Raw genomic sequence first — 23,190 nt, 5'->3', positions numbered from 1 at the left:
CGGCGCCTGCTTGTCAGACGGTGGAGGTAACTCCACACTCCAGGCATGGCCTATGGCGCGAAACCACTCGGGGGTCCGGCGACCCTCGCGGACATCGAGGCCCTGCCCGAGGGCGTGGTGGGCGAGATCATCGATGGAACGTTGTACACGCATGCGCGGCCCCGGGCCGGGCATATGGACCTGATGGGTGCACTGATTGAAGGGCTGCGAGGCCCCTTCCAGCGCGGCCAGAATGGCCCGGGCGGTTGGTGGGTGTTGGTGGAGCCGGGCATCCAGGTGGAGGGAGCGCCGGAGTTCAGTCCGGACCTCGCAGGATGGAGGCGCGAGCGAGTGCCCGTGCTTCCCGGCGGAAGGTGCAAGATCGCACCAGACTGGGTCTGCGAAATCCTGTCGCCGTCAACGCGGGCGTATGACCAGCGCATCAAACGGCCGTTCTACGCGCGCATCGGCGTCCAGCACCTGTGGTTCATCGACCTGGAGGTGCGCACACTCACCGTGAGCGAGCTGCACGATGGGCGCTGGGTGGAGATGGGCGTGTACGGCGAGGACGACATCATCCGCGCGGCACCGTTCGACGCCATCGAGCTGCGGCTCGGCGAGTGGTGGCCGGTTACTGATGCGTCCTGAGCGCCCGCCCGGCCTGCTTGTCAGACCGTGCTGCCAACCCCACACTTCGGGCATGGCCTATGGCGCGAAACCACTCGATGGTCCTGCGACCTTCGCTGACATCGAAGCTCTGCCCGAGGGCGTGGTAGGCGAGATCATCGATGGGACGATGTACACGCATGCGCGGCCGCTCGCCGCGCATGGCCATTTCGAGTACAGGCTCCTCCGGGAGCTGGATGATGCATTCCAGTTGAACCGTGAAGGGCCGGGCAGTTGGTGGCTGATGGCAGAGCCCGGCATCCGGGTGGGCGGCTCTCCAGAACTCAGTCCCGACCTCGCAGGCTGGCGGCGCGAACGGGTGCCCCTGATGCCCCAAGGGCAGTGGACGGACGTCCCTGACTGGGCGTGTGAAATCCTTTCACCTTCCACGCGGGCCTACGACACACGCATCAAGCGGCCGTTCTACGCACGCATCGGCATCAAGCACCTGTGGTTCGTGGACCTGGACGCGCGCACGCTCACCGTGAGCGAGCTGCGGGATGGCCTCTGGGTGGAGGTGGGCGTCTACGGCGAGGAGGATGACCTCATCCGTGCCCCGCCCTTCGAAGAGCGGGACCTGCGGCTGGGCTGGCTCTGGAAATCCCTTCCGCCTCCGGGCTAACGCGGCTTCGGCCTGCGCGCGGCCCGCTCGCGTTCGAGTTGCAGCTCACGCTCGACGACCTCGCGGTGGAACTTCGCGAAGTTCACGGGCTCCAGCAGACGCCGTCCCGGGTTCGGGCCCGCGTGTTCGAGGATGGCGTCGAGCGCGCCCAGGGCCTCCGGGAGGAACTCCTCCCTGAGCAACACGAGCGCCCTTCCCATGAGCGCGGTGGAGACCAGGGCTCGCATCCTCGGGTCCGTGTCCTCGCAGTAGCGCACGTCCACTTCGTCGAACGCTTCCAGCGCTTCGTCCACGTGCCCCAGGCCCTGAAGCGCGACGGCTCGCCCCAACATCGCCGACGCGGTCTGCTCCACCAGGAACGGCTCGGTGCTTCCGTCGTACTCCTTCAGGAGCGCCTCGGACTGGCTCAGCGCCTCCTCGAAGCGCAGCCCCTGGTTGTGCGCGGCGACCACCGCCGTTCGCGCCATCTCCACCGGGATGCGCAGGTCGGGCCGCTGCGCGAACGCCTTGAAGCGGCTCAGCATCCGCTCCAGCCAGTTGCTGCTCATGTCCTCCCGGTCCATCTCCAGGAGCACGCGGGCCCGGTACAGCATCCCCCACGCGACGCCCTCCCAGAGCTCCGGCCTGCGCGGGCTCCAGAAGCGGCGCTCCACCTCGTCGAAGTGGACCAGCGCTTCGTTGAACATCCCCTGCTCCGCGATGGCCGCGCCCCGGTTCCCCAACGCCCGAGCCACCTGGAGTTGGAGCGCCGGCACCTTCGACAACGTGAAGCGCCGGTACACCTCGTCACAGAGCGGAATCGCCTCTTCCAGCTCCCCCGCGCGGATGCACGCGCGCGCCCGGTCCATCTTCTCCTTCGCCTCCACCTCCGGCGGCACCGCGCCTTCAGCGTCCGGCATCGGCGCGCCCGTCATTCGCCGGCGCCAGCGGCGGCACGTCCCGGCCCTCGCCGAAGCCGAGCGCCCAGAAGCGCGGCCGCACCTCCTCCTTCAGCAAGAGCCGCAACAGCAGGTACTTCGCTTCGTCCTGGCCATCCCACGCCATGGGGAAGGTGCCGTAGTGCATCGCCACGGACGTGCCCGAGCGCAGCACGTGGTGCGCCTTCAGCGCGTCCTCCGGCCCCATGTGCACCGCATGCAGGACACGCGGACGGAACGCGCCGATGGGCAGCACCGACAGGCGCATGGGCCCGAAGCGCTCCGCGATGCGGTCGAAGTGCGGCCCCAGCCCCGTGTCGCCCGCGAAGAGCACCGGGCCTCCGGACGTCTCCAGCACATAACCCGCCCACAGCGTCTCCTCCTGGTCCGTCAGTCCCCGGTTCGAGCGGTGCTGCGCGGGCACAGCCCACACCTTCAACGCCTGGGGACCGCTCTTCGCGGACTGCCACCAGTCCAGCTCCTCCACGCGCTGGAAGCCCTCATCCATGAGCAGCTCGCGGTTGCCCAGGCCCACGAGGAAGAGCGGGTGGTGCGCGGCCTCCAGTTGCCGCAGCGTGGGCAGGTCCATGTGGTCGTAGTGGTTGTGGCTCACCACCACGATGTCGATGGGCGGCAGGTCCTCGAAGCGGATGCCCGGCGGCCTCACGCGCTTGGGGCCCACGAAGGACACGGGGCTCGCCCGCTCCGAATAGATGGGGTCCGTCAGCACGTTCACCCCGTCCGCCTGGAGCAGCACCGTGGCGTGGCCGATGAACGTCACGCGCAGCTCGCCCGGGCCCACGCGCTCCGGCGGCTTCGGGCCGGCGGGCTCCTCCGCGTAGTCGCGCCAGGGGCCGCGCCTCTCCTCCATCACGGCCGCTATCAGCGTGAGCGGAGACAGCTTCGGCGCGTCGCCAATGTTCTGGAACGACTCGCCGTCGAAGTGGTCCGTCACCGGGCCCCGGTGCACGGTGCCGGCGAAGCAGCCAGTGAGCAGCGACAGGGCCAGCACGGGCCACAGCCGCGTCACTTGATGACGATGGTCCAGTCGCATTCGAAGGGCTCTCCGTCGAGGGTGGGCAGCACGTAGCGCGAAGCCTGGATGCTGGCGAGCGCCTGCGCCAGCAGGTCCGGGGGCAGCGTCGCTTCCCGCACCTCGCATTGCTGGGGCACGCCGCCCTGCACCAGCCGGCACGTCACGCGCACGTGGTGCTTGCGGCCTTCGCGCCAGTGCTCGAAGGCCTCCTGGAACACGGGGTCGTCCGGTGGGCCGCCGCGCACGCGCCGGGGCTCCTTCACGTGCTGGGACAGCCAGGAGCAGGCGTCCTTCACCTGCCCGTCACAGGACTTGCCCATCAGCGACAACGCGCGCAGCCGCTCCGGGCCCTGCGCGTTCGTGGCCAGCAGCGTGAGCGCCTGGTCGAAGCACTGCTTCGCCGTGCGCACCGTGCAGTCCTCCGTGGAGACCGGAGGCGTGCCCGCGGCGAAGGCTCCCATGGGCGCGGGGCGCATCAGGTCCTCCGCCACGCGGGCGGGGTCGCTGCGCCGCTGCCCGCATGCGGACAGCAGCACCAGCGAGAGGAAGAGGGAACGCCAGGTCATGGCGCCATCGTAGACGGCCCGCGCCCGGGAAGGGATGTCAGGGCGACTGGACGGTGGCCGGGGCCCACACCAGCCACGTGTCCAGCGCACCCAGCATCTTGGACCACCCCTTCTCGGTGCTGTCCTTCCACTGCTCGCCGTCCGGACCCATCTCGTGGGTCAGGGCTTCACGGGGAGGGAGTCGCTCATCGGGGAAGTCCTCTCGGGTGCGGTGGGGAGGTGCGGAGGTCGCGGCGGCGCGCGGCTTCGATTGCCCGGGCCAGGGCTCGTGTCCCGGTGCGCATGTCGTCCGGGCGCACGCCACCGAAGCCGAATACGAGGCCTGCGTCCCTTCGCCTGCCGAGGAAGTAATCGGACAGGGCGGCGACCTCCACGCCCAGACGCGCCGCCTCGTCGCGGACGCGCAGGTCGGACAGCGGCGCAGCAAGGGACGCGCACAACTGCATGCCTGTGTCACACGGACGTGGCGCCAGGACACCCGAGCCTTCAGCGACCAGCGCATCAAGCAGGGCCTCACCGCGCTCCCGATAGGCCGCGCGCATGCGGCGCAGGTGACGGGCGAAGTGGCCCTCCGCGAGGAACCTGGCGAGCGCGGCCTGCTCCAGCGTGGAGGCGGGCGCGGGCGATGCGGCGCGTGCGGCGGAGAAGATGTCCACGAGCGAAGGCGGCACGACGAGGAAGCCCAGGCGCAGGCCGGGGAACATCGACTTGCTGAACGTGCCCACGTAGACCACGCAGCCGGCGTCATCGAGTCCCTGGAGCGCGGTGAGGGGACGGCCGCGGTGCCGGAACTCGCTGTCGTAATCGTCCTCGATGATCAACGAGCGGGTGCGTTCGGCCCACCGAAGCAGCGCCATCCGCCGCGCCAGGCTCAGCGTGACGCCCAGCGGGTATTGGTGCGAAGGAGCCACCAGCGCGACCCGGGCCCGAGGCGCGCGAGCCAGGCCCGCCCCCACATCGAGTCCGTCCCCATCCACGGGGATGGGCACCGGACGTCCTCCGGCGGCGAGCACGGCGCGACGGGCGCCGGGATAGCCAGGGTCCTCCACCCAGACGGAGTCCCCACGGTTCAGCGCGAGCCGGAGCACTTCATCGAAGGCCTGCTGGGTGCCCGCCGTGATGAAGACCTGCGCCGGGGAGCAGCGCACGCCCCGCGACACGGACACATGGGTCGCGATGGCTTCGCGCAGCGGCGCATGGCCCGAAGGGTCCCCCCCGTCGAGCAACCCCGTGCTCGCGCGAGCATGGACGCGAGACACTGTGCGAGCCCAGAGCGCGGTGGGGAACAGGTCCAGCGCGGGCACTCCGGGCCGGAACGCACGAGGCGCGGCTCCGAGGCGCGGAGCACCGACAGGTGTGGGCTTCAGCGCCCGTGCGGAGGCAGCAAGCCGAGGCCCCCGTTCCCCGGAGCTTGACGCACGTGCGGCAGCAGGGCGCCCCGGTTCGCGGCTCCGGTCTCCGGAGAGGATGGGCAGCTCGGGCGCGACGCGCGTGCAGGAACCCGCTTGGGCCACGAGGTAGCCCTCCGCCGTGAGCGCGTCCAGCGCCTGGAGCACGGTGCTGCGGGCCACGTCCAGCTCGGTGGCGAGCTGACGGGAAGAGGGAAGCCGCAGCCCGGGTGCCAGCGCTCCCGCGAGGATGCGCGCACGGATGCCTTCGAAGAGCTGCTCATGGAGCGGCGTGTGACTCCGCGAGTCGAGCCGCAGGAGGAGCGAGGACGCGACGCCGTTGGAGGTCTTCAACTGGTATGGCCAGTCCTGGCGGAAGTGGTCTTCATAACCCTACCAGTTTCCTGACAAGGATGGTCTCCGCACCCGCACCCCGGAAGCCCCCATGCCGTCCCAGCCACCCTGCTGCTCGGTCCTCGAGCTGCGCCAGTACACGCTGCATCCCGGTCAGCGGGACGTGCTCATCTCGCTCTTCGAACGGGCCTTCATCGAGTCGCAGGAAGCCACCGGCATGCACGTCGTCGGTCAGTTCCGCGACGAGGACCGTCCGGACCGGTTCGTGTGGCTGCGAGGCTTCCGCGACATGGCCTCACGGCGCGAAGCGCTGAGTGCGTTCTACGGCGGTCCGGTGTGGAAGGAGCACCGCAACGCCGCGAACGTGACCATGCAGGACTCCGACAACGTCCTCCTCCTGCGACCAGTGCGGTCGGACACGGGCCTCGTGCATCCAGGCACGCCCCGACCGCCGACAGACGCGGACACACGTCCCGACTCCCGGGTGGAGGTGACGGTCTGCTACCTGAGGGCTCCCGCCGATGAAGCCCTCACCGCCTGCTTCGAACAGCACGTGCGCCCGGTGCTCATGGAACTGGGCGCCACGCCGAAAGCCCTGTTCCAGACCGAGCCCGCGGAGAACACCTTCCCTGCCCTGCCCGTGCGCACGAGAGAGCACGTCTTCGCCTGGCTCACCGTGTTCCCGGATGCCGAGCACCTTCGACGCAGAGCCGCTGCGAAGGGCTGGGCGGAGCCGCTCCAACCGTGGCTGAGCGCGCCACTCGAACACCTGACGCTGGCCCCCACCGCGCGCTCCGAGCTGCGCTGACCATTTCCCCGAAAGGACCACTCCATGAAGCCCCTTCCCCCCTTGCCCACCGGCGACGTGCACGACTTCGACTTCCTCATGGGCGAATGGACGTGCGTGAACCGGAAGCTCAAGCAACGGCTGACGGGCAGCGACGATTGGGACGTGTTCACGTCCAGGATGCGCTGCCAGCCCCACCTGGGCGGCCTGTCCAACGTCGAGGAGACCGTCTTCGAGCGGGGCTTCTCCGGCATGGCCCTGCGCCTGTTCGACGTGCGGGAACGCCGCTGGTCCATCCACTGGATCGACAGCCGCCACGCAGTGCTCCAGCCACCCGTGCACGGAGGCTTCACCGGCGACCACGGCCGCTTCTACGGCGAGGACACCGAGGGAGGCCGCCCGGTCCAGGTCGTGTTCCACTGGACCCGCCTGGGCAACGACCGGGCGCGGTGGGAGCAGGCCTTCTCCCTCGACGGAGAGAGCTGGGAGACCAACTGGGTGATGGAGTTCACCCGCGCGACGGCCACCGACTGAACGCCGCCATCACTGGACTTCCCACCAGGACGTCCGCTTGGATGCGTTCATGCGCCGACTGCTCGCCGCTGTTCCGCTGTTCGCCCTGGCCGGCTGTTCCTACGTGGGAATTGGCCCGACGCCCACAAGGAGCCGGCTCTCGACCCAGCCCACCGGATCCGGCCCGGTGGTCATCCGGGTGGGCAAGCCGGAGCCCGCACCCCTCGAAGCGCCGAAGACGGAGGAGGAAGCCTCCACCGCCGAGGCCTCCGACACTCCCGGCGCGACGCAGTAACGGCTCGCGGGATTGTGAACGGACCGGCGCGGAACCGGTTCGACAGGCCGTGGCGCCTCGGGAACCATCCGCGCTCCGCCGCCCGCCACCTGAAGGCGGGCCGTGCTCCGGAGTCACCCGATGAAGCCCCACGTCATCTGCCACATGATCTCGTCCATCGACGGGCGCATCGTCGTCAAGCACTGGCCCGACCCGGCGTCGATGCGCGGTGAATACGAGCGCACCGCGGACACCTTCGACGCCGACGCCTGGATGTGCGGCCGCATCACCATGGAGGACTTCGCCGCCGAAGGGGACGTGCCCAAGCCCGCTCCCGCGTCGCCCCTGCCCCGCACGGACTTCGTCGCTCGAAAGGACGCGGAGTCCTACGCCATCGCCCTGGATGCCCACGGCAAGCTGAGCTGGGAGTCCGGCGCCATCGACGAGGATCACCTCGTCGTCGTGCTCACCGAGTCCGTCCCCGACGCGCACCTCGCCCACCTGCGCGAGCGCGGCGTCTCCTATGTCTTCGGCGGCAAGCAGGACATCGACTTCGCCCGCGTGCTGGAGAAGCTCGGAGACACCTTCGGCATCAAGACCGTGCTGCTGGAGGGTGGCGGCGGCATCAACGGCTCCTTCCTCGCCGCGGGCCTCATCGACGAGGTGAGCCTGCTCGTGCACCCCACCGCCGACGGCCTGCCCGGCACCCCGACCCTCTTCGACCGGCCCCAGGGCTCCACCGGCGCGGGCGCAGCGCTGGAGCTCACCCACGTGGAGCGCCGCGACTCCGGCATCGTGTGGCTCCAGTACCGCGTGCGGCGCTGAGCCTTCCCGGTGCCCCCTGTCCAGCGTGTGCGGCCCCCGGCAGATGCTCAGGGGGCGCGCAGCAGCGTGGCGGACTCGTAGAGGCTCTGCTGCTGGAAGACGCCCGCGGCGGACGTGTCCTTCTCCAGCTTGTCCTGCACGCTCTTGGGCAGCTGCGCGTAGAGGTCCTGGCCCAGCAGTCCTTCAAGCTGGTCCACCGGCACGCGCGACTGCTGGAGCAGCGGGAGGATGCCCTCCTTCTTGGACGGGCCCTCCTTCGCGTTCGGCACCATGTACGCGAACATGGACAGGTTGCCGTTGGGCAGCTCCAGGAGCACCGTCTTGAAGTTGTGCGTGGGGACCGCGATCTGCCGGTCGACCTTCGAGCCCGTCGTCTGGAGGGACTCGGGCGGCAGCGGCTTGCCCTTGTCGTCCAGGTACAGGTTGCCCGTGACGATGTAGGCCTTGCCGCCGGTCTCCTTCACCATCTCCGACACGCCGCGCTCCAGCGTGCGCCACACCTGCTGGTTGTGGTTGCCGTGCTGGGGCGCGATGTTGCTCATGTAGTGGCTTTCGTTCATCGCCGCCTGCGTGGGCGAGTCCTCGGCCGGCTTCATGTGCCCCCGGTCGAAACCGGTGTTGTTGTAGTCGGAGTCCACCACGCCGCCCTGCTTCAGCTCCGGGTCGCGCACGAAGGTGCTGTCCAGCCGGCTGACGTCCGCGGGCGTCTCCTTCACGTCCGCCGCGGACAGCATGTAGCTCACGAACGTGGGCACGTTCTTGTCCGTGTCCATCAGCGTGCGCGAGTACTCCTTCACCATGTTCAGGCCGGGCGTCGCGCCGCTTTGGCCCACGCCCTGGAGTGGATCCACCTCGCCGGCGACTTCCGCCACGCGGCTCTGGAAGGTGGCCATCTGCTGGTCGGGCACCCACTGCGTGTTCGCGGCCGTGCCCGTGCCCTTGGCCTGGTTCGCCTTGGACGCGTTGATGTAGGCCGTCAGCTCGTCCGCGGAGAGCTCCCCGTCGCCGTTGCCACCCAGGAGGTCCGCGCGCTTCGCCACGGACTGCTGCCAGGGGCTGTCGAAGCTGTCCACCTTCGCGGACTGCGCGCCCCCCGCGAGCTTCGCGTCGAGCGCCGCGCGCTGCTGCTGGAGGGCCGTGGACGTGAGGAACTGCGCGTCCGTGGGCGCGGAGAGGTAGGCCTCCAGCTCCTTCGCGGACACCTTGCCGTTCGAGGTCCGGCTTCCGTCAGCGCCCTCGTCCGCGGCGTGCAGCAGGCGCCCCTGCCAGCTTTCGTCCGTCCAGCCGAACTTCTGCTGGAGGTCGGAGATGGCCACCTCCTTGGTGGCGGAGCGCTTCCAGCTGCCCCCCGTGGGCGCCACGACATTGGACGCGGGCGCGCTGACGGGAGCGTCCGCCCCGGCGGGCACCGCGGTGTTCGCGGGCGCGGCGGTGGGGACAGCCGCATTCGCGGGCGTGGGGCGCGGGGTGGAGACTCGCGTCGGGATTCGCGACGACATGCGGTGAACGTCCTCGGGGCCGGCGGGGGTGATGGCGGGGAGAGGGCCCCTCCTCTTCATCGTCGGAGTGACGCGGCGCCCGGTTGCGTCACTCCGCCCTTTTTCTCAGGGGGCGGGGCGTTTTTCGGTCCGGCTGGACCCGGCTGTCACTTAATGCCGGACTTGGAGGGGGGCGGAGGGGAGTGTCCGTCAGGCCGGGCGTGCTGGACGGCGTGGACGATGCGGGCTTCGGCCTGGAGTTTTTCGACGACGGCGGCAGGCAGGCGGGCGCGCTCGGCGGCGACGGCGAGGGTGATCAGAAAGGCCTCGCTGACGGGCCCCTGCGTGGAGGTGTTGCGCTCGGCGGGGGTGAAGGCGTGGGCGTCCACCACGGTGCCGGAGGCGGTGCGCACCTTCACCGGGAGTTCCTCGGTGGCCAGGGCGAGCGCGGTCTCCAGGCGGGCCAGGGCGGGCCAGGACTCGGTGGCGACGGGGCGCAGCCGCCCGGACAGCCGGTGTCCGGGCGCATCCACCAGGCGTGCGACCCGGCCGCCCCAGTTGGGCACGTGCACGTCGTAGACGACGTCCACGTCCAGGGCTTCGGCGAGCTCGCCTTCGGGAAAGTCGGGCACGGGGGGCAGGCCGTGCAGGTGCCGGCTCGCCGAGGCCGGGGCCAGGTCGAGGGAGAACGCGAACCAGGGACGCGAAGCCGCGGGGCCAGATGCCATGGGGACGAGTGTCCCCGGCGCGCGGCGGTGGAACAAGGGCCGGGTCGTGCGGATCCGCGTCCGGGGGCCAGGTGGCTCCGGGCTTTCCGGGAGCAGGTGCGCTCCCGGAAGGTCCGGCACGCTCAGAACCGCATGGCCTCCACGGCGGCTACCATCTTGCCGACGTCGTAGGCGTAGAAGCCGGCCGAGTTCAGGTTGTTGAACTCACCGATGAACAGCTCGCCTGCGTGCATGAACACGTCCAGCGCGTAGGCCCGGTCCGGGCCCCAGGTGTCCGCCATGCGCTGCGCGAAGGCCTGGACCTCCGGCTCCACCTGGGACGAGGCCACCACGCGGTCCCCCAGCTTGTAGAGCGAGCCGGTGATGACCCGGCCGTCCACGACGACCATGCGGTACTCGCGCTGGATGTACCTGGGCGCGCTGACGGCCACCGGCGTGTCGGCGGTGACCGTCGCGTACGTGTCGAGCTTCAGGACCTGCTCGCGCCAGTGGGTGAACGCGTCCCAGGACGTGAGCATCCCGGAGAAGGCCTTGTCGTCCAGGCAGGGGCGGATGAAGAACGGCCCCGGCTGCTCCGGCACGTCCGCGAACCGGTGCACCGTGGCTTCGGCGTTCAGCAGGTGCGGGCCCAGGTGCCGCCGCCAGACGCGGAAGTCGAACTGGTCGTTGATGAAGGCGCCGGGGGTCCAGCCCTGCTCGCGCGCGTAGCGGGTCAGGGAGAGCGAGCCCATCACGATGACGGGGCCGGACGGCTGCACCGCGGGCTCGATGCCACCTCCGAACGGGATGACCTTGACCAGGGTGTGCGGGATGGAGCCGTGCGCCAGGACATCCATCAACGTGTGGAAGCCCTGCTCGTTGAAGAGGTTGTTCTGGACGACCCAGTGCATGCGCGGCTCCGTGGATGATGGCCGCCGCGCGGACGTGGGAGCGAGGAACGGGCTGACAGGCGGTTCACGTCACCACGGCGGCGAGGATGCGCTCGAAGAGCCAGGGGGCGCGGCCCAGCAGTCGCACCACGGGCCTGCGCAGGCTCGGGCGGCGCGCGAGCATCAACAGACCGTGCGTGGTCCAGGCGTACTTGCGGAACACCTGCTGGAAGGTGCGCTCGTAGGGCAGCAGCGTGTCGCGGCCCGCGCCCTTCGCCAGGGCGTCCGGGAGCAGCGCGCCCAGGGACTCCGCGCAGGCGAAGGCGAGCGTGAGTCCTTCGCCTGTCAGTGCGTCCACGTAGCCGGCGGCATCACCGACGAGGGCGAAGCGATCCGCGATGCGAGTGCGGGCCACGCGGGCCAGGGGACCGGCGCCGCGTGGCTGGGAGTCCGGCTCCGCGCCGGTGAGCTTTTCCGCCAAGCGGGGGAAGCGCTCCAGCATCGAGTCGAAACCCACGCGGCCCGGCACCGTGCCGTCCTCCCAGAGGAACGCGATGCCCACGCGCTCCGATCCGGCGGGCGTCACGTAGGCCTCGACGCCGGAGGCGAAGTGCACTTCCACGTAGGGTGTCCAAGGCACTCGCCGGAAGTGGCGCCGCAGTCCGTAGCGCCGGGGCACGGCCTGCTCTACATCCAGGCCCTCGGCCCTGCGCAGCGGTGAGTTCAAGCCGTCCGCCGCGACGAGGAAGCGCGCGGACACGCGGCCCACGGGCGTCTCCAGCGTCACCCCGTCCGGCGTGCGCACGTGCGACACGACATGCGTGTGCTCGCGCAGGTCCACGCCGACTTCGCGCGCACGGGTCGCCAGCGCCTGGGACAGGGCCAGCCTGCGGACACCGAGCCCACCCGGCGCGGGCAGCTTTCCTTCCGCCGTGCTGCCGTCCTCCTGCACGTAGCGGATACCGACGAAGGGCGAGCTGTCGCTCCGGTCCAGGTGCGCGAGCGCGCCCAGCCGCTCCAGCGCCGCGAGGCCGGAGGGCATCAGGCCTTCACCGCACGCCTTGTCCACGGGCGTGGATGCACGCTCCACCACCACCGTGTCCAGCCCACGCCGAGCCGCCGTGATGGCCACCGCGAGCCCCGCTGGACCTCCGCCCACCACGACCACGTCATGCTGCTTCACGTGTCCAGCCACGTCACGAGTCGTGCTCCGCACGCACCATCGCCAGCGCGCTCTTCGCCATCTCCACCGCGAGCCCCACCGCGCCCACCTTCTTCGGCGCCGTCAGCTCTCCGGCCAGATAGCGCCGCAGCGCTTCGCTCCTTCGCAGCTTGCCGCTGGACGTGCGTGGCAGCGTCCCTGGCTCCAGCAGTCTCACCGTGTGCGGCTGCACTCCCGTCGCCTCCACCACCGCCGCGCGGATGTCCGCCTCCACCGACGCCACGTCCGCGCCCCGCTCCGCGCGCTCGGCCAGGATGAGCAACGCTTCGTCCTCGCCGCCCTCGGGCGTGAAGCCCAGCGCCACCGCGCAGCCCGTGCGCACGCCGTCCACCTTGAGCAGCGGATCCTCGAAGGCCTGCGGCGCGTGGTTCGCGCCCCGGATGATCACCAGGTCCTTCTCGCGGCCCGTCAGGTACAGCTCTCCGTCCGCGCTGAAGCCCAGGTCTCCCGTGTCCAGCCAGCCCTCTCCCACCAACGCCCGCGCCGTCGCCTCCGCGTCCTCGAAGTAGCCGCGCATCACCGACGGCCCCTTCGTGAACACGCGCCCCACCTGGCGCTCCGGCAACACCGCGCCGTCCTCGCCTCTCACCTGCACTTCGAAGCCCGCCACCGGCGCGCCCACGCTCACCAGCGTGCGAGCCCCGTCACGCGCCTGCCCCTCGCGCGCCAGCACGTCCGGATCCACGCCCAGCTCGCGCGGCCCCCGGCCCGCGGGCGGGAACGTCACCGCCAGCGACGCCTCCGACAAGCCATACACCGGCCGCAGCGCCCGAGCTGTGAAGCCCCACTTCTCGAACCGCTCCGCGAAGCGGCGCAGCGTGTCCGCGGACACCGGCTCCGCGCCGTTGAGCGCGTGCAACCACCCGGACAGGTCCACGCCCTGCAGGTCCGCGTCCTTCACCCGCTTCAAACACAACCCATAGGCGAAGTTCGGCGCGGGCGACACGAAGCCCCGGTGCCGCGACAGCGCGCGCAGCCACAGCGCCGGCTTCACCAGGAACGTCTCCGGCGGAATCAGCACCAGGCTGCCCGGGTAGTACAGCGCCGCGAGCACACAGCCGATGAGCCCCATGTCGTGGTACAGCGGCAGCCAGCTCACGCCCACCGGCGTCACGCCCGGTGCCACCGGCATCGCCTCCTCCAGCGCCGCCACCTGCGCCACCAGCGCCCCGTGCGTCAGCGCCACCGGCTTCGGCTCCACCGTGGAACCAGAAGAGAACTGGATGAGCCCCAGCGCGTCGGGCCCCACCTCCACCTCCAGGTCCTCGTCGCCGTGCAGCACCGCGTCCACCGTGTGACAGCCCAGCTTCGGCCGCGCCAGCGCCATGCTCGGGCCCAGGAGCAGCCGCACGCGTGTGTCCGTCAGCACCACCACCGCGCCCGTCAGCTGGAGCATGCGCGCCGTCGAGCGGTGGTACTCGTCCAGCCGCCCCAGCCGCACCGGCGGATACAGCGGCACCGGCACCGCGCCCGCCAGCAACGCGCCGAAGTACGCATCCATGAACGCGGGCGACGTGGGCAACAGCAGCGCCACCCGGTCTCCCGGACGCACGCCCATCCGCGCCAGCCCCGCCGCCGCGCGCTTCGCCCGCCGGTAGACCTGGGCCCACGGCAGGGACGTCTCGTGCTCGGCGGCGTCCACGAACACCAGCCCCAGCGACGTGTGCGACGTCGCCTTCAGCATCGCGTTCACCGTGGCGTGCTTCAGCGCCGGCAGGGGCGGCCCCTTCACGGGTGCGCTCCCACGTCCAGCTTCGCGGCCTCGACCCGCCTGGCCACCAGCCGCGCCAGGTCCTCCACCGTCCGCACGCCCTGCGCGTCCTCCTCCGACAGCAGCACCCGGAAGCGGTTCTCCAGGCCCACCGCCAGCACCGTCAGCCCCAGGCTGTCCAGGTGCAGGTCCCGGAGCAGGTCGTGCGCGGGCTCCACCGCGCCCTCGAACTCCAGCTCCTCGCGGGCGATGCGGCGGATCTCCGCCATCGCCTCCATCACGATGTCAGCCACGGCGAACCTCCGGAATGAAGCGGGGACGGTGGGCGAAGGCCTCGGAGTACACCGCTCCGAGCGCCGCCTCCTCCGCGCGGATGCGCACGTAGAGCAGCGCCGCGTTGCCCACCGTGAACACGACCGCCGTCACCCACGCCCCGTGGATGAGCGGCACGCAGAACAGCTCCAACACCACCGCCACGTAGTTCGGATGCCGCAGGAACCGGTACGGCCCGCCCGTCACCGGCGCCAGCCCCGGCACCACGATGATGCGCGAGTTCCACCGGTCACCCAGCGTCCCGATGGCCCAGTACCGCAGCCCCTGCGCCACCGCCGCGCCCACCAGCGCCGCCCAGCTCCACGCGCCCCAGAAGGGCCGCTGGAGGCCGAACACCTCCGCGACACACGCGACGAGGAACAGCGTGTGGAACACGACCATGAACCGGTAGTGCCCCTGCCCCGTCTCCACCCCGCCCCGCGCGAAGGCTCGCGCCGCGTTGCGCTTGGAGAGCACCAGCTCCAACAGCCGCTCCGCGACGAGCAGCCCCATGAAGCCCGCGAACAACGCCTGTGTGCCGGTCACCATCGCACCAGTACCATCTCCGCGCAGAAGCCCGGGCCCATGGCCATCACCACGCCCCAGTCTCCCGGCTTCGTGTCCGCCTCCTCCAATGTCTCCCCCAGCACGAAGAGCACCGACGCGCTGGACAGGTTGCCCACCTGCCGCAGCGACTTCCACGAGCGCTCCAGCGCGCCGGGCTCCAGCTCCAGCGCGGACTCGAAGCCCTCCAGCACCTTGGGGCCGCCGGTGTGCGCCACCCAGTGCTTCACGTCCCCGCGGGCCAGCCCGTGCTCCGCGAGGAAGCCATCCACGTTGCCCCGGATGTGCTCCTTCACCAGCTGCGGCACCTTCGCGGACAGCACCACCTTGAAGCCCGTGTCCACCACGTCCCAGCCCATCACCCGCTCGGTGTCCGGGTAGAACACCGACCGCGAGCCCACCACGCGCGGCCCCGTGGATGGAGCCTCCGCGCCCCGCAGCACCACGCACGCCGCGCCGTCACCAAAGAGGCCGGAGGCGATGATGTTGGGGATGGACAGGTCCTCGCGCTGGAGCGTGAGCGAGCACAGCTCCGTGGCGATGAGCAGCGCCGTCTGCTTCGGGAACGCGCGCAGGTAGTCCGACGCTCGGGCCAGGCCCGCCGCGCCCGCCACGCAGCCCAGGCCGAAGATGGGCGTGCGCTTCACGTCCTCGCGCAGGCCCATCCGGTTGACCAGCCGCGCGTCCACGCTGGGCGTGGCGATGCCCGTCACCGTGACGAAGAAGACATGGTCCACGTCCTTCGGAGTGAGCCCCGCGCGCGACAGCGCCTCCCGCGCCACCTTCTCCGACAGCTCCGTGGCCACGCGGATCCACGCGTCGTTGCGCTGCTGGAACGTCGCGAGCGCCGGGTACTCCTCCAGCGGCAGCGCCAGGTGCCGGCCGCCCACCTGCACGTTGCGGTGCAGGTCCTCCAGCCGCTCCAGGTTGTAGTGCTTCGTCGCCCACAGGTCGCGCAGCGCCGCGATGAGCTGCTCCTGGCTGGCGTAGTGCGGAGGAAGCGCGCGTCCCACCGCGCTCAACGAAGGGGATGGCGCGGGGTCGTGATGGGGTGTGCTGGGCATGAAGTCCTGGAGGGTCCCACCCGGGGAGCCGAGTCCCCAGGCTTAATCCCCCGCAGGGCCGGATGCGACGGTGTATCGCCGGACCTGCACGCCCATGAACCCCCGGGCCTGCCCACACTGTTGCACACGCGACGCCCCGCGGCCCCCGAAGGGGCCCTGACTCAACCGAAGGGGTAGCCCAGCACGCAGTAGTAGCCGCGGACGTAGATGGTCAGCGCGGCGAACATGTCCGGCGCGAACGTGGTGATGGCCAGCGTGCCGAACATCAGGGCCATCAGCAGCAGGGTGAACTCCGCCGCGGCCTGTCCCCGCGAGCGTGGCCTGCGCAGCCAGCGATAGCTCCTCCACACCCAGCCGTTCATTCGTCTTCTTCCTTGGTTGTGAAGCCGGTGCAGGCATCGTCGGCTTCGTGGAAGTAGCCGCGCTCTCCCTTCTTCACGTACTCGGCCTCGGGGAAGCCGGTTTCGCTTGCGCCCTGGAAGTACGGCCCGCGGCAGCGGTAGGCCCGCATGGGCCAGTTGGCGCCGTAGCCGCTGGACGGGATGATGCCGCGCTTCATCTGGATCTCCCGGGGCTCGCAGGAGCCGAGGCACCAGTTCGTGTCATCCAGCCAGTACGCCGCCTCCAGCACGTCACCCGGGGTCATCCGGGTGGCGGTGACGGTGGGAACGCCGGGCTCCTCCACGTGGCGCAGCCGGATGGAGTCTCGGATGTAGGCCGCGTCGAAGGGTGAATCGAGCTGGAGCACCTGCAGCGCGTTGCTGATGGCGTTGACGACGCCCGAATCGGCGGCGCCCGCGTAGACGATGGGACGCACGCGGTCGCGCGTCAGCTGCTCCACCCGGTCGTAGCTCTGGGACGGCCTGTCCCCGGAGCGCCAGGCCCTCCAGGTGTCGTGGTAGACGTAGAAGTTCTCCCGGAAGACCAGGTCCAGCCGCGAATCGCCAAAGCCCGTGGTGTAGAGGCCGATCGCCTGGGGAATGATGCGGTTCACCAGGCGGACCTCCACGTCGACCTGGACCGCGCCGGTTCGGGTGTCCAGCCCCATCCGCCGGGCCATCTGCTCCGGCGTGCTGCCCAGGGCCGCGAGCGTCCCGCCCACCGACCCGGAGGCACCCGCCGCCGACGCGATGTCCGCCAGTCCCAGGCGCTTCAAGGGGGCGTCCGCGTCCTGCATCCTGGCGGAGAAGGTCACCTCGTTGCGGTAGGCGCTTCCCAGCTCGCCATCCTCCGTGGCGCTGTCCAGGTCCTGGAAGCGCCGCAGGGCATCGCTCGTGATGCCCGTCAGGTCCGAGCGCGCGACGCGCTCGAAGGCGATGAAGCGTGCCAGCTGCGCGGTCTTGAGGCGCGCGCGCTGGACCTCCCAGAAGTAGTTCACCCACAAGAGCAGCGCCACGAAGAGGGGGGCCAGCAGCGCCAGCTCCACCGTGGCGGAGCCCCTCCGGCTCCGGGACATGGAACGCATCACCCGCCCCTTCCTCAGTACGTCACGCCGTTGAACAGCCATTTCGCGTCCCGGTAGGAGGGAATCAGCCACCCCAGGTTCTCCTCGTCCCAGTGGGTCTGCACGGGCGCCAGGCGCGCGGTCCAGACGGGGTTGAAGAAGTTGGGCTCCTCCTTCCATTCACCCGGCCGGTGGTAGATGGCGCGTCCCACGGACATGGCCATCATTCCGCCGGAGTACTGCCGGAAGTCCTGGGCGAAGGCATCCTGCTTTCCCCCGACGTACTTCCAGGTCAGGTCCAGCACGGACTCCTGGATGCCCGCCTCCAGGTTCGTCGTGCCATTCGACTCGGCGGTGCCGGAGTTGAAGCGGCCGGTCCCCTGCTTGCGCAGGAAGTGGTTCCGGCTGAGGTTGTCCAGTTGGAAGACCTCCTTCTGGCTCCCGTCCCCGCCATCACCACGCTCCGCGCCCATGTCCTTGCTCAGCACCACCATGTTGCAGGGGTAGCCGAAGTGGTTGTGCCAGGGATCGACGAAGCTGGTGTCGGAGGTGACGAACGGAGTGATGCCCTGCCATGGATGGTGGGCGGACACCTTCTGGTTGCCATACTCCTGATGGAAGCCATTGCGCGCGTCCGCCGCGACGCGGAAGTGCAGCTCGAAGACGGTGGACCAGTCGAGGAAGCCCAGGCCGCAACCGGGACGCACCTCCATCTTGATGTCATCCGCCGCGAAGAGCTGGTCGTTGCGGTTGCCCTCGAACCGCTCGGAGAAGCTCTTGATCTGACTGTCGGCGGTCTTCTGGACGCGCAGCTCTCCCACGACGAGGCACAGCCGCAGGCTCCACTCGCGCCCGATGAGCACCGGGCCCTCGCCGGTGGCGGTCCAGTCCCTGCGCACCGCGTTGGCCATGCTGCCCATGAGCAGGCGGTACTTGGCCATGTCCGGGTCGGACAGCCGGTTGCGGTTGCGATTGAGCAGCCTCCCTCGCGTCTGCATGCCCGTGGGGTCCGGCCCCATGGTGGGGCTGCTGCTGCGCGGACCGTCGTCCAGCACGTGGAGGAAGTTCTTCGCGTTGGAGTGGTTGATGGTCCCGATGTCCGCGTACAGCGCGGGCAGCGGCACGTCGCGGAAGCTGGCATTGCGGGCCATGGAGAACTCCACCTCCGCCCGCGGGTCCGTCACGTGGATGCTCTTGTCGCGTTTCGCATCGCTGTACAGGTCATACAGCGTGGCGGACAGCATGCCTTCCTGGGCAATCCAGAGGGCGATGTTCAACTGGGTCAGGACATTCACCAGGGTCGGGGCGATCTTCTCCACCGTCTTCACCCAGGCCTTGATCATCGCGGAGATGGCCGCGAAGACCGGCCCGATGCCCGGGAGGACCCTCAGGAACTTCGCCGCGGCGCCGATGGTCCGGTCCAGGTACACCGCGTGACTCACGTAGGACATCACCGTGAGCATGGCGTTGTAGTGAACGATCATCGCGCGGTTGGTGTACGCCAGGAAGTTGTACGCCCGGGCCTCCTTCACCGCGAGCGTGTAGGCCTGCGCGTCCGCCGCGTCCTGGAGCTTCATCTTCTCATACACGCCATGGCCGATGCTGACGGATGACATCACCGCCACGGCCACCACCAGCATACACACGGCGCCCAGCACCAGGGCCTGTCCCCGCTCGTCCCGGCGCATCCGCCTGACCATGCCAAACATCCAGTGCCCCTTTCCTAGCCGTCCACCGCGCAGGACACGGGCCCCCGGCCCTGGTCGCCCCGGATGAGGTTGGATTGCATCCGCATGGTGGAGGTGGCCACCACCGGAATCGCATACGTCTGCGCCCCGGCCAGCCTGGCGAGTTCCTTGAAATAGGACTTCGCGCGCTTGGCCCCTTCCGCCTCCAGGTACTGGGACGCGGAGCCGCCTCCGGGGGCCCGCTGGGTGAGGAAGGTGACGCCCTCCAATTGGCCCAGGGCCTCCCGGCCCATGTAGAAGGTATGCAGTTGCCAGTTCGCGAACGGAATGCGCAATTCGTAGAAGTACGTCACCCGCACGGACAGCAGGTTCGCCGCCACGACGGTGGCGTCGCGGTAGTCATCGAAGTCGATCTCCCTGCCGCCCAGGTGCGAGCCATAGGAGGCAAAGAGGCTGCTGTACGGGCCGGCCCTGGGGTTGAGCACCTCCACGCGCACCCGCTCCAGGGTCGAGCCGGGAAAGCGCTGGTTCTGTTGCCAGTGCGTCCCAATCGTATAGGCGTCATGGACCTCCATGGCGTTGAGGAGCGTGTCCGTCCGCCCCCGCCCCCCGGACTCGGGCGGTCCCAGCGTCGGCGCGAGCGCCATGTAAGCGGCGCTCTTCATGGTCTCGCAATCACCATGATTGACAATGCCTGTGCGGGCCGCGCGGTAGGCGGCGTACTCGGTCATCAACCTTGCATGGTGCAGGGTGGTGAGCTGGAGGGTCCCCAGGATGAGGAACACCATCAGCGGCACCACCAGCGCGGACTCCACGGCGGCCTGACCCGACTCCCCCCGGCTGGCCAAATTGACCGTTTGCATTTGGCTTCCAGCCTCACACAGGCCGGAAGGGATTGACCAGTCCTTGCCACCAACGCCTGCCTGAAAGGGCAACTCCCAGGCAGACATCTGTCAGCTAGCGAAAGCTTGTCTACCCATGGCCCCCAAAAGCAATCACCGCCAGGACATGTGGGATATCAGGCGATGGAGTCCACCACGCCCCCGTCGACCCGCAGCGCGGCGCCCCGCGGCCTGTCCTCCACCGCGCAAGCCATCCCCTGTTCTGTCCTGCCAGCGACGACAGACAGCGCTTCCGGCCAGCGTCGATTTCCCTGACAGGCCGGTAGCATCCGGGCCGTTCGCGCGCTGGGGGGATTCGATGAAGATGGTCTGTGTTGGCGGAGGCCCTGCCGGGCTCTATTTCTCGATCCTGGCGAAGCTGTCCAACCCGAAGCACGACGTCACCGTCGTCGAGCGCAACCCCGCGGGCATGACGTATGGCTGGGGCGTCGTGTTCTGGGATGACCTGCTGGACGACCTCTTCCGCAACGACCCGGTGAGCGCGCAGCGGATCGCCCAGGCCGCGGCGCGCTGGGACACGCAGGAGGTGCACCTGCGGGGCCAGTACGCGACGCACATTGGCGGTTATGGCTTCGCGCTGGGACGGGACCGGCTGCTGGACATCCTCATCCGGCGGGCGAAGGGGTTGGGCGTGGACGTCCGCTTCGAGCACGACGTGACGGACCTCTCCGGGTTCATGGACGCGGACCTCGTCGTCGCCTGTGACGGCGTCAACAGCCGGCTGCGCCAGCGCCACGCCCATCACTTCCAGACGCACGTGGAGGAGGGACGCAACAAGTACATCTGGCTGGGCACCAACAAGGTGTTCGACGCCTTCACCTTCGCCTTCGAGGAGACGCCCGCCGGCTGGCTCTGGTTCCATGGCTACCGTTTCAACAGTGAGACCAGCACCTGCATCGTGGAGTGCCAGGAGACGACCTGGAAGGCATTGGGCTTCGACTCGCTGGGACCGGATGAGACGCTCCGGAAGCTGGAGGGCATCTTCCAGAGCCGGCTCCAGGGCAAGTCGCTGTTCAACCAGCTGAAGGGCATGGGCCGGGCGCCGTGGCTCAACTTCAAGCGCATCACCAACCAGCGCTGGTACCACGACAACCTGGTGCTCATGGGTGACTCCGCGCACACCACGCACTTCTCCATCGGCTCCGGGACGAAGCTGGCCATGCAGGACGCCATCGGGCTGGCGCGGCAGCTGCGAGCGCAGCCGGACGTGCCGACCGCGCTGGAGGCGTATGACGAGGAGCGGCGCGCCTCCCTGCTGGCCATCCAGCTGGCGGCGCGCAGCAGCTCCGAGTGGTTCGAGAACGTCCCCAGCTACGTGGACCAGGACGCGACCCAGTTCGCCTACGCGCTGCTGAACCGCCGGGGCAGCTCCGTGTGGAGCTACCTGCTGCTCATGGCCAGCCAGCAGCCCTCGCTGCAGGGGATGCTGCGCAAGATCCACCACTCCAAACAGTGGGTCCGCGAGCAGCGCCGGGGCCGCGGCGCCGTGGCCCTGAGCCTCCCGCCTCCTCCGGCCTAGGGAGACGTCGCGGCGTCCGGCGGGGGCGGCGTGGCGACGAGCAGGCCGTGGCCCGCGTTGAATCGGAAGACGAACTCCCCCTCGACTTCAGTCGAGGGCACCATCCCGCCGTTCGTCCCCCAGGACGCCTCGAAGTCCTCCCACGAGTAGATCTCCTCGCGGTTCTCGAAGGGGTTGTAGACGCGCACCGTCCAGCCTCCGTTCCCGTTGTCCTCCACCGCGCGCACGTTCACCCAGTGCGACACCGCCTTCGTGCTGTCGCCATGGAGGCGCAGCATGCCGTCCTTGTCCTCGTCGCCGATCTTCGTGTCGATGTTCACCAGCGCGATGAGCGCCTTGCCGTCGTCGAGCATCCGCGCCATGTCCTCCGGCGCCGGCATCGACGCCGACCCCGACGTGTAGCCGGTCGTCCACCCCCGGGCCTCGTAGACCTTCGCCAGGGGCGTCGCCGTGGTCGTATCTCCGCTATTGAGGATGCCCGCGCTCGTCGCCGCGAAGGCCGTCAGCGCCTCCTTGGGTGACATGCCCAGCGAGGCGCCCACCGCCAGGGGGCCGCACAGGTTGTAGTGGACCTGGCGCCAGCCCGGGCCGAGGGCCTTCTCCAGGTTGATGTACTGCGCGGCGGAGCCCTCTTGCAGCGCGTTGTCGAGCCACTCCCCCACCTGGCCATTGCCCAACGAGCTGTCCACGCCGAGGAAGGGGTGCTCCGCCACCGCGCCGCCCTCTGGCACCCCGTCGAAGATGAGCGACGTCTGCTCGCGCACGGCGGCCTGCCACTCCTGCTGGAAGAGGGACTGCTTGCCCTCGGGCGGAAGGTGGTCCCACACCAGGGAGTCCACGGTGGAGGGTGGCGGGCCGTTGACGTCGAACTCCGGCATTGGCCAGTTCTCCGCCACCACCTTCTCCCGGGCGGTTTGGATGATCTGATCGCGGCTCTCTTGCGGCAGGGCGTTCCAGACGTGCATCTCGATGTCGGGCGGGCGTGTGCCGTCCGCCATCCATCGGGGGACGGGGGACTCATAGGGCGGTACCGGGGGCTTCTCCTCCTCGACCAGGGATGCCTTCACCCAGACCTGGGTTCCGTTCTCCAGTTCCACGTTCAGCCAGGATGCATCGTCGTTCTGGCCAATCACCTTCATCCGGTCCCCCATGTTCATGGTGGCGACCCAGGCTCCCTGGGTGCCCGGACTGGCGCGGGTGTTGATGTCGTCCTTGATGGGCGTGACCCACTGCTCGCCATCCGCCACCCGGCGGTCCGCGACGCCAGACAGCCCCAGCTTCTGGATGAGGGCTTCGCGCTGGGGTCCCGGGGGCGTGGAGAGGACCTGCTGCATCCTGTCCGCGGGCACCGGGACGGGCTGCGAGTAGCGAGGATGCGTCGCCTGCCACTGGCCCAGCGTCTCGTAGCGCACCGTGGGGTGGTTGGGGTCCACCACGGAGCCGTCCGGCCTGCGCACCAGGGCGTGCCCCACGCCGTCGCTCGCGTCACGCATGAGGACGATGGAGTCCCCCGGCCGCGCCAGCCCCACCGCCTTCTCCAGGCAGTTGGCGCTGCCGTCTCCCAGCCGCTCCGTGTGCAGATTGCTCGCGGGCGCGGTCGTGGAGTCGAACGCCGACACCGACCCGAACGGCTGAGGACGGGGCGCGGGCTGGAGCGTGGGGCCCTTTCCCGCCGGAGCGGGCAGGGGCTCCGGGCGGGGCGGCACGAACGCGGACATGAAGCGGGGGAACTGAATCATCGGGAGCGGCCTCGGGGACGAAA

At 69.8% G+C, this 23,190-nt stretch carries 24 protein-coding genes; 7 read left to right on the top strand and 17 right to left on the bottom strand.

Going from position 1 to position 23,190, the window contains the following annotated elements:
• The first annotated feature begins 45 nt into the window (after window positions 1-45).
• Window positions 46-627, top strand: coding sequence for a Uma2 family endonuclease (locus tag D7X30_RS02325; RefSeq protein ID WP_120561173.1), 582 nt, complete (start codon window positions 46-48; stop codon window positions 625-627).
• Between the two features lie 121 nt (window positions 628-748).
• Window positions 749-1,267, top strand: coding sequence for a Uma2 family endonuclease (locus tag D7X30_RS02320; RefSeq protein WP_304984665.1), 519 nt, complete (start codon window positions 749-751; stop codon window positions 1,265-1,267).
• Here the strand turns inward: D7X30_RS02320 and D7X30_RS02315 are convergent.
• From D7X30_RS02315 to D7X30_RS02295, 4 genes are all read right to left on the bottom strand, one after another.
• Complete coding sequence (locus tag D7X30_RS02315) at window positions 1,264-2,166, bottom strand: hypothetical protein (protein WP_147443071.1); 903 nt, start codon at window positions 2,164-2,166, stop codon at window positions 1,264-1,266. The two genes, D7X30_RS02320 and D7X30_RS02315, sit on opposite strands and share 4 nt — an antisense overlap.
• Window positions 2,153-3,238 carry an MBL fold metallo-hydrolase gene (locus D7X30_RS02310; RefSeq protein WP_120561170.1) on the bottom strand — a complete coding sequence of 362 codons (1,086 nt, stop codon included), beginning with the start codon at window positions 3,236-3,238 and terminating at the stop codon, window positions 2,153-2,155. Before D7X30_RS02310 ends, D7X30_RS02315 begins: the two co-directional genes overlap by 14 nt.
• Entirely contained in the window at window positions 3,211-3,786 is a 576-nt protein-coding gene (locus D7X30_RS02305) for a hypothetical protein (RefSeq protein ID WP_120561169.1), read from the bottom strand. Before D7X30_RS02305 ends, D7X30_RS02310 begins: the two co-directional genes overlap by 28 nt.
• 185 nt (window positions 3,787-3,971) lie before the next feature.
• On the bottom strand, window positions 3,972-5,528 hold the full coding sequence (locus tag D7X30_RS02295) for a PLP-dependent aminotransferase family protein (RefSeq protein WP_120561168.1): 1,557 nt from the start codon (window positions 5,526-5,528) through the stop codon (window positions 3,972-3,974).
• 91 nt (window positions 5,529-5,619) lie between these two features.
• Between D7X30_RS02295 and D7X30_RS02290 the strand changes: the two genes are divergently transcribed.
• The 4 genes from D7X30_RS02290 to D7X30_RS02280 all read left to right on the top strand — a co-directional run bounded on the left by D7X30_RS02290 (window position 5,620) and on the right by D7X30_RS02280 (window position 7,927).
• Entirely contained in the window at window positions 5,620-6,336 is a 717-nt protein-coding gene (locus D7X30_RS02290) for an NIPSNAP family protein (protein ID WP_120561167.1), read from the top strand.
• A gap of 24 nt (window positions 6,337-6,360) precedes the next feature.
• The gene (locus D7X30_RS02285) at window positions 6,361-6,849 is read left to right on the top strand and encodes a hypothetical protein (protein WP_120561166.1); all 489 of its coding nucleotides are present in this window, start codon (window positions 6,361-6,363) and stop codon (window positions 6,847-6,849) included.
• Between the two features lie 49 nt (window positions 6,850-6,898).
• Window positions 6,899-7,123, top strand: coding sequence for a hypothetical protein (locus D7X30_RS41540; protein ID WP_147443070.1), 225 nt, complete (start codon window positions 6,899-6,901; stop codon window positions 7,121-7,123).
• Between the two features lie 120 nt (window positions 7,124-7,243).
• Window positions 7,244-7,927: a dihydrofolate reductase family protein gene (locus D7X30_RS02280; RefSeq protein ID WP_120561165.1), complete on the top strand. Its 684-nt coding sequence runs from the start codon at window positions 7,244-7,246 to the stop codon at window positions 7,925-7,927.
• A gap of 47 nt (window positions 7,928-7,974) precedes the next feature.
• Here D7X30_RS02280 and D7X30_RS02275 read toward each other — a convergent pair whose 3' ends face one another.
• The 12 genes from D7X30_RS02275 to D7X30_RS02220 all read right to left on the bottom strand — a co-directional run bounded on the left by D7X30_RS02275 (window position 7,975) and on the right by D7X30_RS02220 (window position 19,870).
• The gene (locus tag D7X30_RS02275) at window positions 7,975-9,426 is read right to left on the bottom strand and encodes a DNA/RNA non-specific endonuclease (RefSeq protein WP_120561164.1); all 1,452 of its coding nucleotides are present in this window, start codon (window positions 9,424-9,426) and stop codon (window positions 7,975-7,977) included.
• A gap of 146 nt (window positions 9,427-9,572) precedes the next feature.
• Entirely contained in the window at window positions 9,573-10,133 is a 561-nt protein-coding gene (locus tag D7X30_RS02270) for a gamma-glutamylcyclotransferase (protein ID WP_120561163.1), read from the bottom strand.
• Window positions 10,134-10,255: 122 nt separating this feature from the next.
• Entirely contained in the window at window positions 10,256-11,023 is a 768-nt protein-coding gene (locus D7X30_RS02265; protein WP_120561162.1) for an ATP-grasp domain-containing protein, read from the bottom strand.
• Window positions 11,024-11,087: 64 nt separating this feature from the next.
• Window positions 11,088-12,185 (bottom strand): NAD(P)/FAD-dependent oxidoreductase, encoded by a 1,098-nt coding sequence (locus D7X30_RS02260; protein ID WP_120561713.1) that lies wholly within the window; start codon window positions 12,183-12,185, stop codon window positions 11,088-11,090.
• Window positions 12,186-12,198: 13 nt separating this feature from the next.
• Window positions 12,199-13,956, bottom strand: coding sequence for a fatty acyl-AMP ligase (locus D7X30_RS02255; protein ID WP_120561161.1), 1,758 nt, complete (start codon window positions 13,954-13,956; stop codon window positions 12,199-12,201).
• A complete protein-coding gene (locus tag D7X30_RS02250; protein WP_370051369.1) occupies window positions 13,953-14,204 on the bottom strand; it encodes an acyl carrier protein in 252 nt (83 codons plus the stop codon). The genes D7X30_RS02255 and D7X30_RS02250 overlap by 4 nt, the downstream gene beginning before the upstream one ends.
• A 16-nt stretch (window positions 14,205-14,220) precedes the next feature.
• Window positions 14,221-14,796 (bottom strand): isoprenylcysteine carboxyl methyltransferase family protein, encoded by a 576-nt coding sequence (locus tag D7X30_RS02245; RefSeq protein ID WP_120561159.1) that lies wholly within the window; start codon window positions 14,794-14,796, stop codon window positions 14,221-14,223.
• Window positions 14,790-15,875, bottom strand: coding sequence for a type III polyketide synthase (locus tag D7X30_RS02240; protein ID WP_120561158.1), 1,086 nt, complete (start codon window positions 15,873-15,875; stop codon window positions 14,790-14,792). Before D7X30_RS02240 ends, D7X30_RS02245 begins: the two co-directional genes overlap by 7 nt.
• A gap of 161 nt (window positions 15,876-16,036) precedes the next feature.
• Window positions 16,037-16,237, bottom strand: a complete 201-nt coding sequence (locus D7X30_RS02235; protein ID WP_120561157.1) for a hypothetical protein — start codon at window positions 16,235-16,237, stop codon at window positions 16,037-16,039.
• Complete coding sequence (locus D7X30_RS02230) at window positions 16,234-17,340, bottom strand: pilus assembly protein (RefSeq protein WP_120561156.1); 1,107 nt, start codon at window positions 17,338-17,340, stop codon at window positions 16,234-16,236. Before D7X30_RS02230 ends, D7X30_RS02235 begins: the two co-directional genes overlap by 4 nt.
• Before the next feature lie 14 nt (window positions 17,341-17,354).
• The gene (locus D7X30_RS02225; protein WP_120561155.1) at window positions 17,355-19,028 is read right to left on the bottom strand and encodes a pilus assembly protein TadG-related protein; all 1,674 of its coding nucleotides are present in this window, start codon (window positions 19,026-19,028) and stop codon (window positions 17,355-17,357) included.
• Window positions 19,029-19,042: 14 nt separating this feature from the next.
• Entirely contained in the window at window positions 19,043-19,870 is an 828-nt protein-coding gene (locus D7X30_RS02220) for a TadE family protein (protein ID WP_120561154.1), read from the bottom strand.
• Between the two features lie 337 nt (window positions 19,871-20,207).
• On the opposite strand from D7X30_RS02220, the gene D7X30_RS02215 reads away from it, so the two are divergent.
• Window positions 20,208-21,428, top strand: coding sequence for an FAD-dependent monooxygenase (locus D7X30_RS02215; protein ID WP_120561153.1), 1,221 nt, complete (start codon window positions 20,208-20,210; stop codon window positions 21,426-21,428).
• On the opposite strand, the gene D7X30_RS02210 is transcribed toward D7X30_RS02215, so the two are convergent.
• Window positions 21,425-23,167, bottom strand: a complete 1,743-nt coding sequence (locus D7X30_RS02210) for an SH3 domain-containing protein (protein ID WP_120561152.1) — start codon at window positions 23,165-23,167, stop codon at window positions 21,425-21,427. The two genes, D7X30_RS02215 and D7X30_RS02210, sit on opposite strands and share 4 nt — an antisense overlap.
• Between the last annotated feature and the right edge of the window lie 23 nt (window positions 23,168-23,190).

It is taken from the genome of Corallococcus sp. AB011P (assembly GCF_003611605.1).
GTDB lineage: Bacteria > Myxococcota > Myxococcia > Myxococcales > Myxococcaceae > Corallococcus > Corallococcus coralloides.
Note: the sequence above shows the minus strand (reverse complement) of the source record. Positions and strands in the feature narration are given on the sequence as shown.

Bases quoted from the DNA above. Each gene is read 5' to 3' on its own strand.
- D7X30_RS02325 (WP_120561173.1), top strand. From the start codon at position 46: ATGGCCTATGGCGCGAAACCACTCGGGGGTCCGGCGACCCTCGCGGAC.
- D7X30_RS02315 (WP_147443071.1), bottom strand. From the start codon at position 2,166: ATGCCGGACGCTGAAGGCGCGGTGCCGCCGGAGGTGGAGGCGAAGGAG.
- D7X30_RS02310 (WP_120561170.1), bottom strand. From the start codon at position 3,238: ATGCGACTGGACCATCGTCATCAAGTGACGCGGCTGTGGCCCGTGCTG.
- D7X30_RS02305 (WP_120561169.1), bottom strand. From the start codon at position 3,786: ATGACCTGGCGTTCCCTCTTCCTCTCGCTGGTGCTGCTGTCCGCATGC.
- D7X30_RS02290 (WP_120561167.1), top strand. From the start codon at position 5,620: ATGCCGTCCCAGCCACCCTGCTGCTCGGTCCTCGAGCTGCGCCAGTAC.
- D7X30_RS02285 (WP_120561166.1), top strand. From the start codon at position 6,361: ATGAAGCCCCTTCCCCCCTTGCCCACCGGCGACGTGCACGACTTCGAC.
- D7X30_RS41540 (WP_147443070.1), top strand. From the start codon at position 6,899: ATGCGCCGACTGCTCGCCGCTGTTCCGCTGTTCGCCCTGGCCGGCTGT.
- D7X30_RS02280 (WP_120561165.1), top strand. From the start codon at position 7,244: ATGAAGCCCCACGTCATCTGCCACATGATCTCGTCCATCGACGGGCGC.
- D7X30_RS02275 (WP_120561164.1), bottom strand. From the start codon at position 9,426: ATGTCGTCGCGAATCCCGACGCGAGTCTCCACCCCGCGCCCCACGCCC.
- D7X30_RS02270 (WP_120561163.1), bottom strand. From the start codon at position 10,133: ATGGCATCTGGCCCCGCGGCTTCGCGTCCCTGGTTCGCGTTCTCCCTC.
- D7X30_RS02265 (WP_120561162.1), bottom strand. From the start codon at position 11,023: ATGCACTGGGTCGTCCAGAACAACCTCTTCAACGAGCAGGGCTTCCAC.
- D7X30_RS02250 (WP_370051369.1), bottom strand. From the start codon at position 14,204: ATGGCGGAGATCCGCCGCATCGCCCGCGAGGAGCTGGAGTTCGAGGGC.
- D7X30_RS02245 (WP_120561159.1), bottom strand. From the start codon at position 14,796: ATGGTGACCGGCACACAGGCGTTGTTCGCGGGCTTCATGGGGCTGCTC.
- D7X30_RS02240 (WP_120561158.1), bottom strand. From the start codon at position 15,875: ATGCCCAGCACACCCCATCACGACCCCGCGCCATCCCCTTCGTTGAGC.
- D7X30_RS02235 (WP_120561157.1), bottom strand. From the start codon at position 16,237: ATGAACGGCTGGGTGTGGAGGAGCTATCGCTGGCTGCGCAGGCCACGC.
- D7X30_RS02230 (WP_120561156.1), bottom strand. From the start codon at position 17,340: ATGCGTTCCATGTCCCGGAGCCGGAGGGGCTCCGCCACGGTGGAGCTG.
- D7X30_RS02225 (WP_120561155.1), bottom strand. From the start codon at position 19,028: ATGTTTGGCATGGTCAGGCGGATGCGCCGGGACGAGCGGGGACAGGCC.
- D7X30_RS02220 (WP_120561154.1), bottom strand. From the start codon at position 19,870: ATGCAAACGGTCAATTTGGCCAGCCGGGGGGAGTCGGGTCAGGCCGCC.
- D7X30_RS02215 (WP_120561153.1), top strand. From the start codon at position 20,208: ATGAAGATGGTCTGTGTTGGCGGAGGCCCTGCCGGGCTCTATTTCTCG.
- D7X30_RS02210 (WP_120561152.1), bottom strand. From the start codon at position 23,167: ATGATTCAGTTCCCCCGCTTCATGTCCGCGTTCGTGCCGCCCCGCCCG.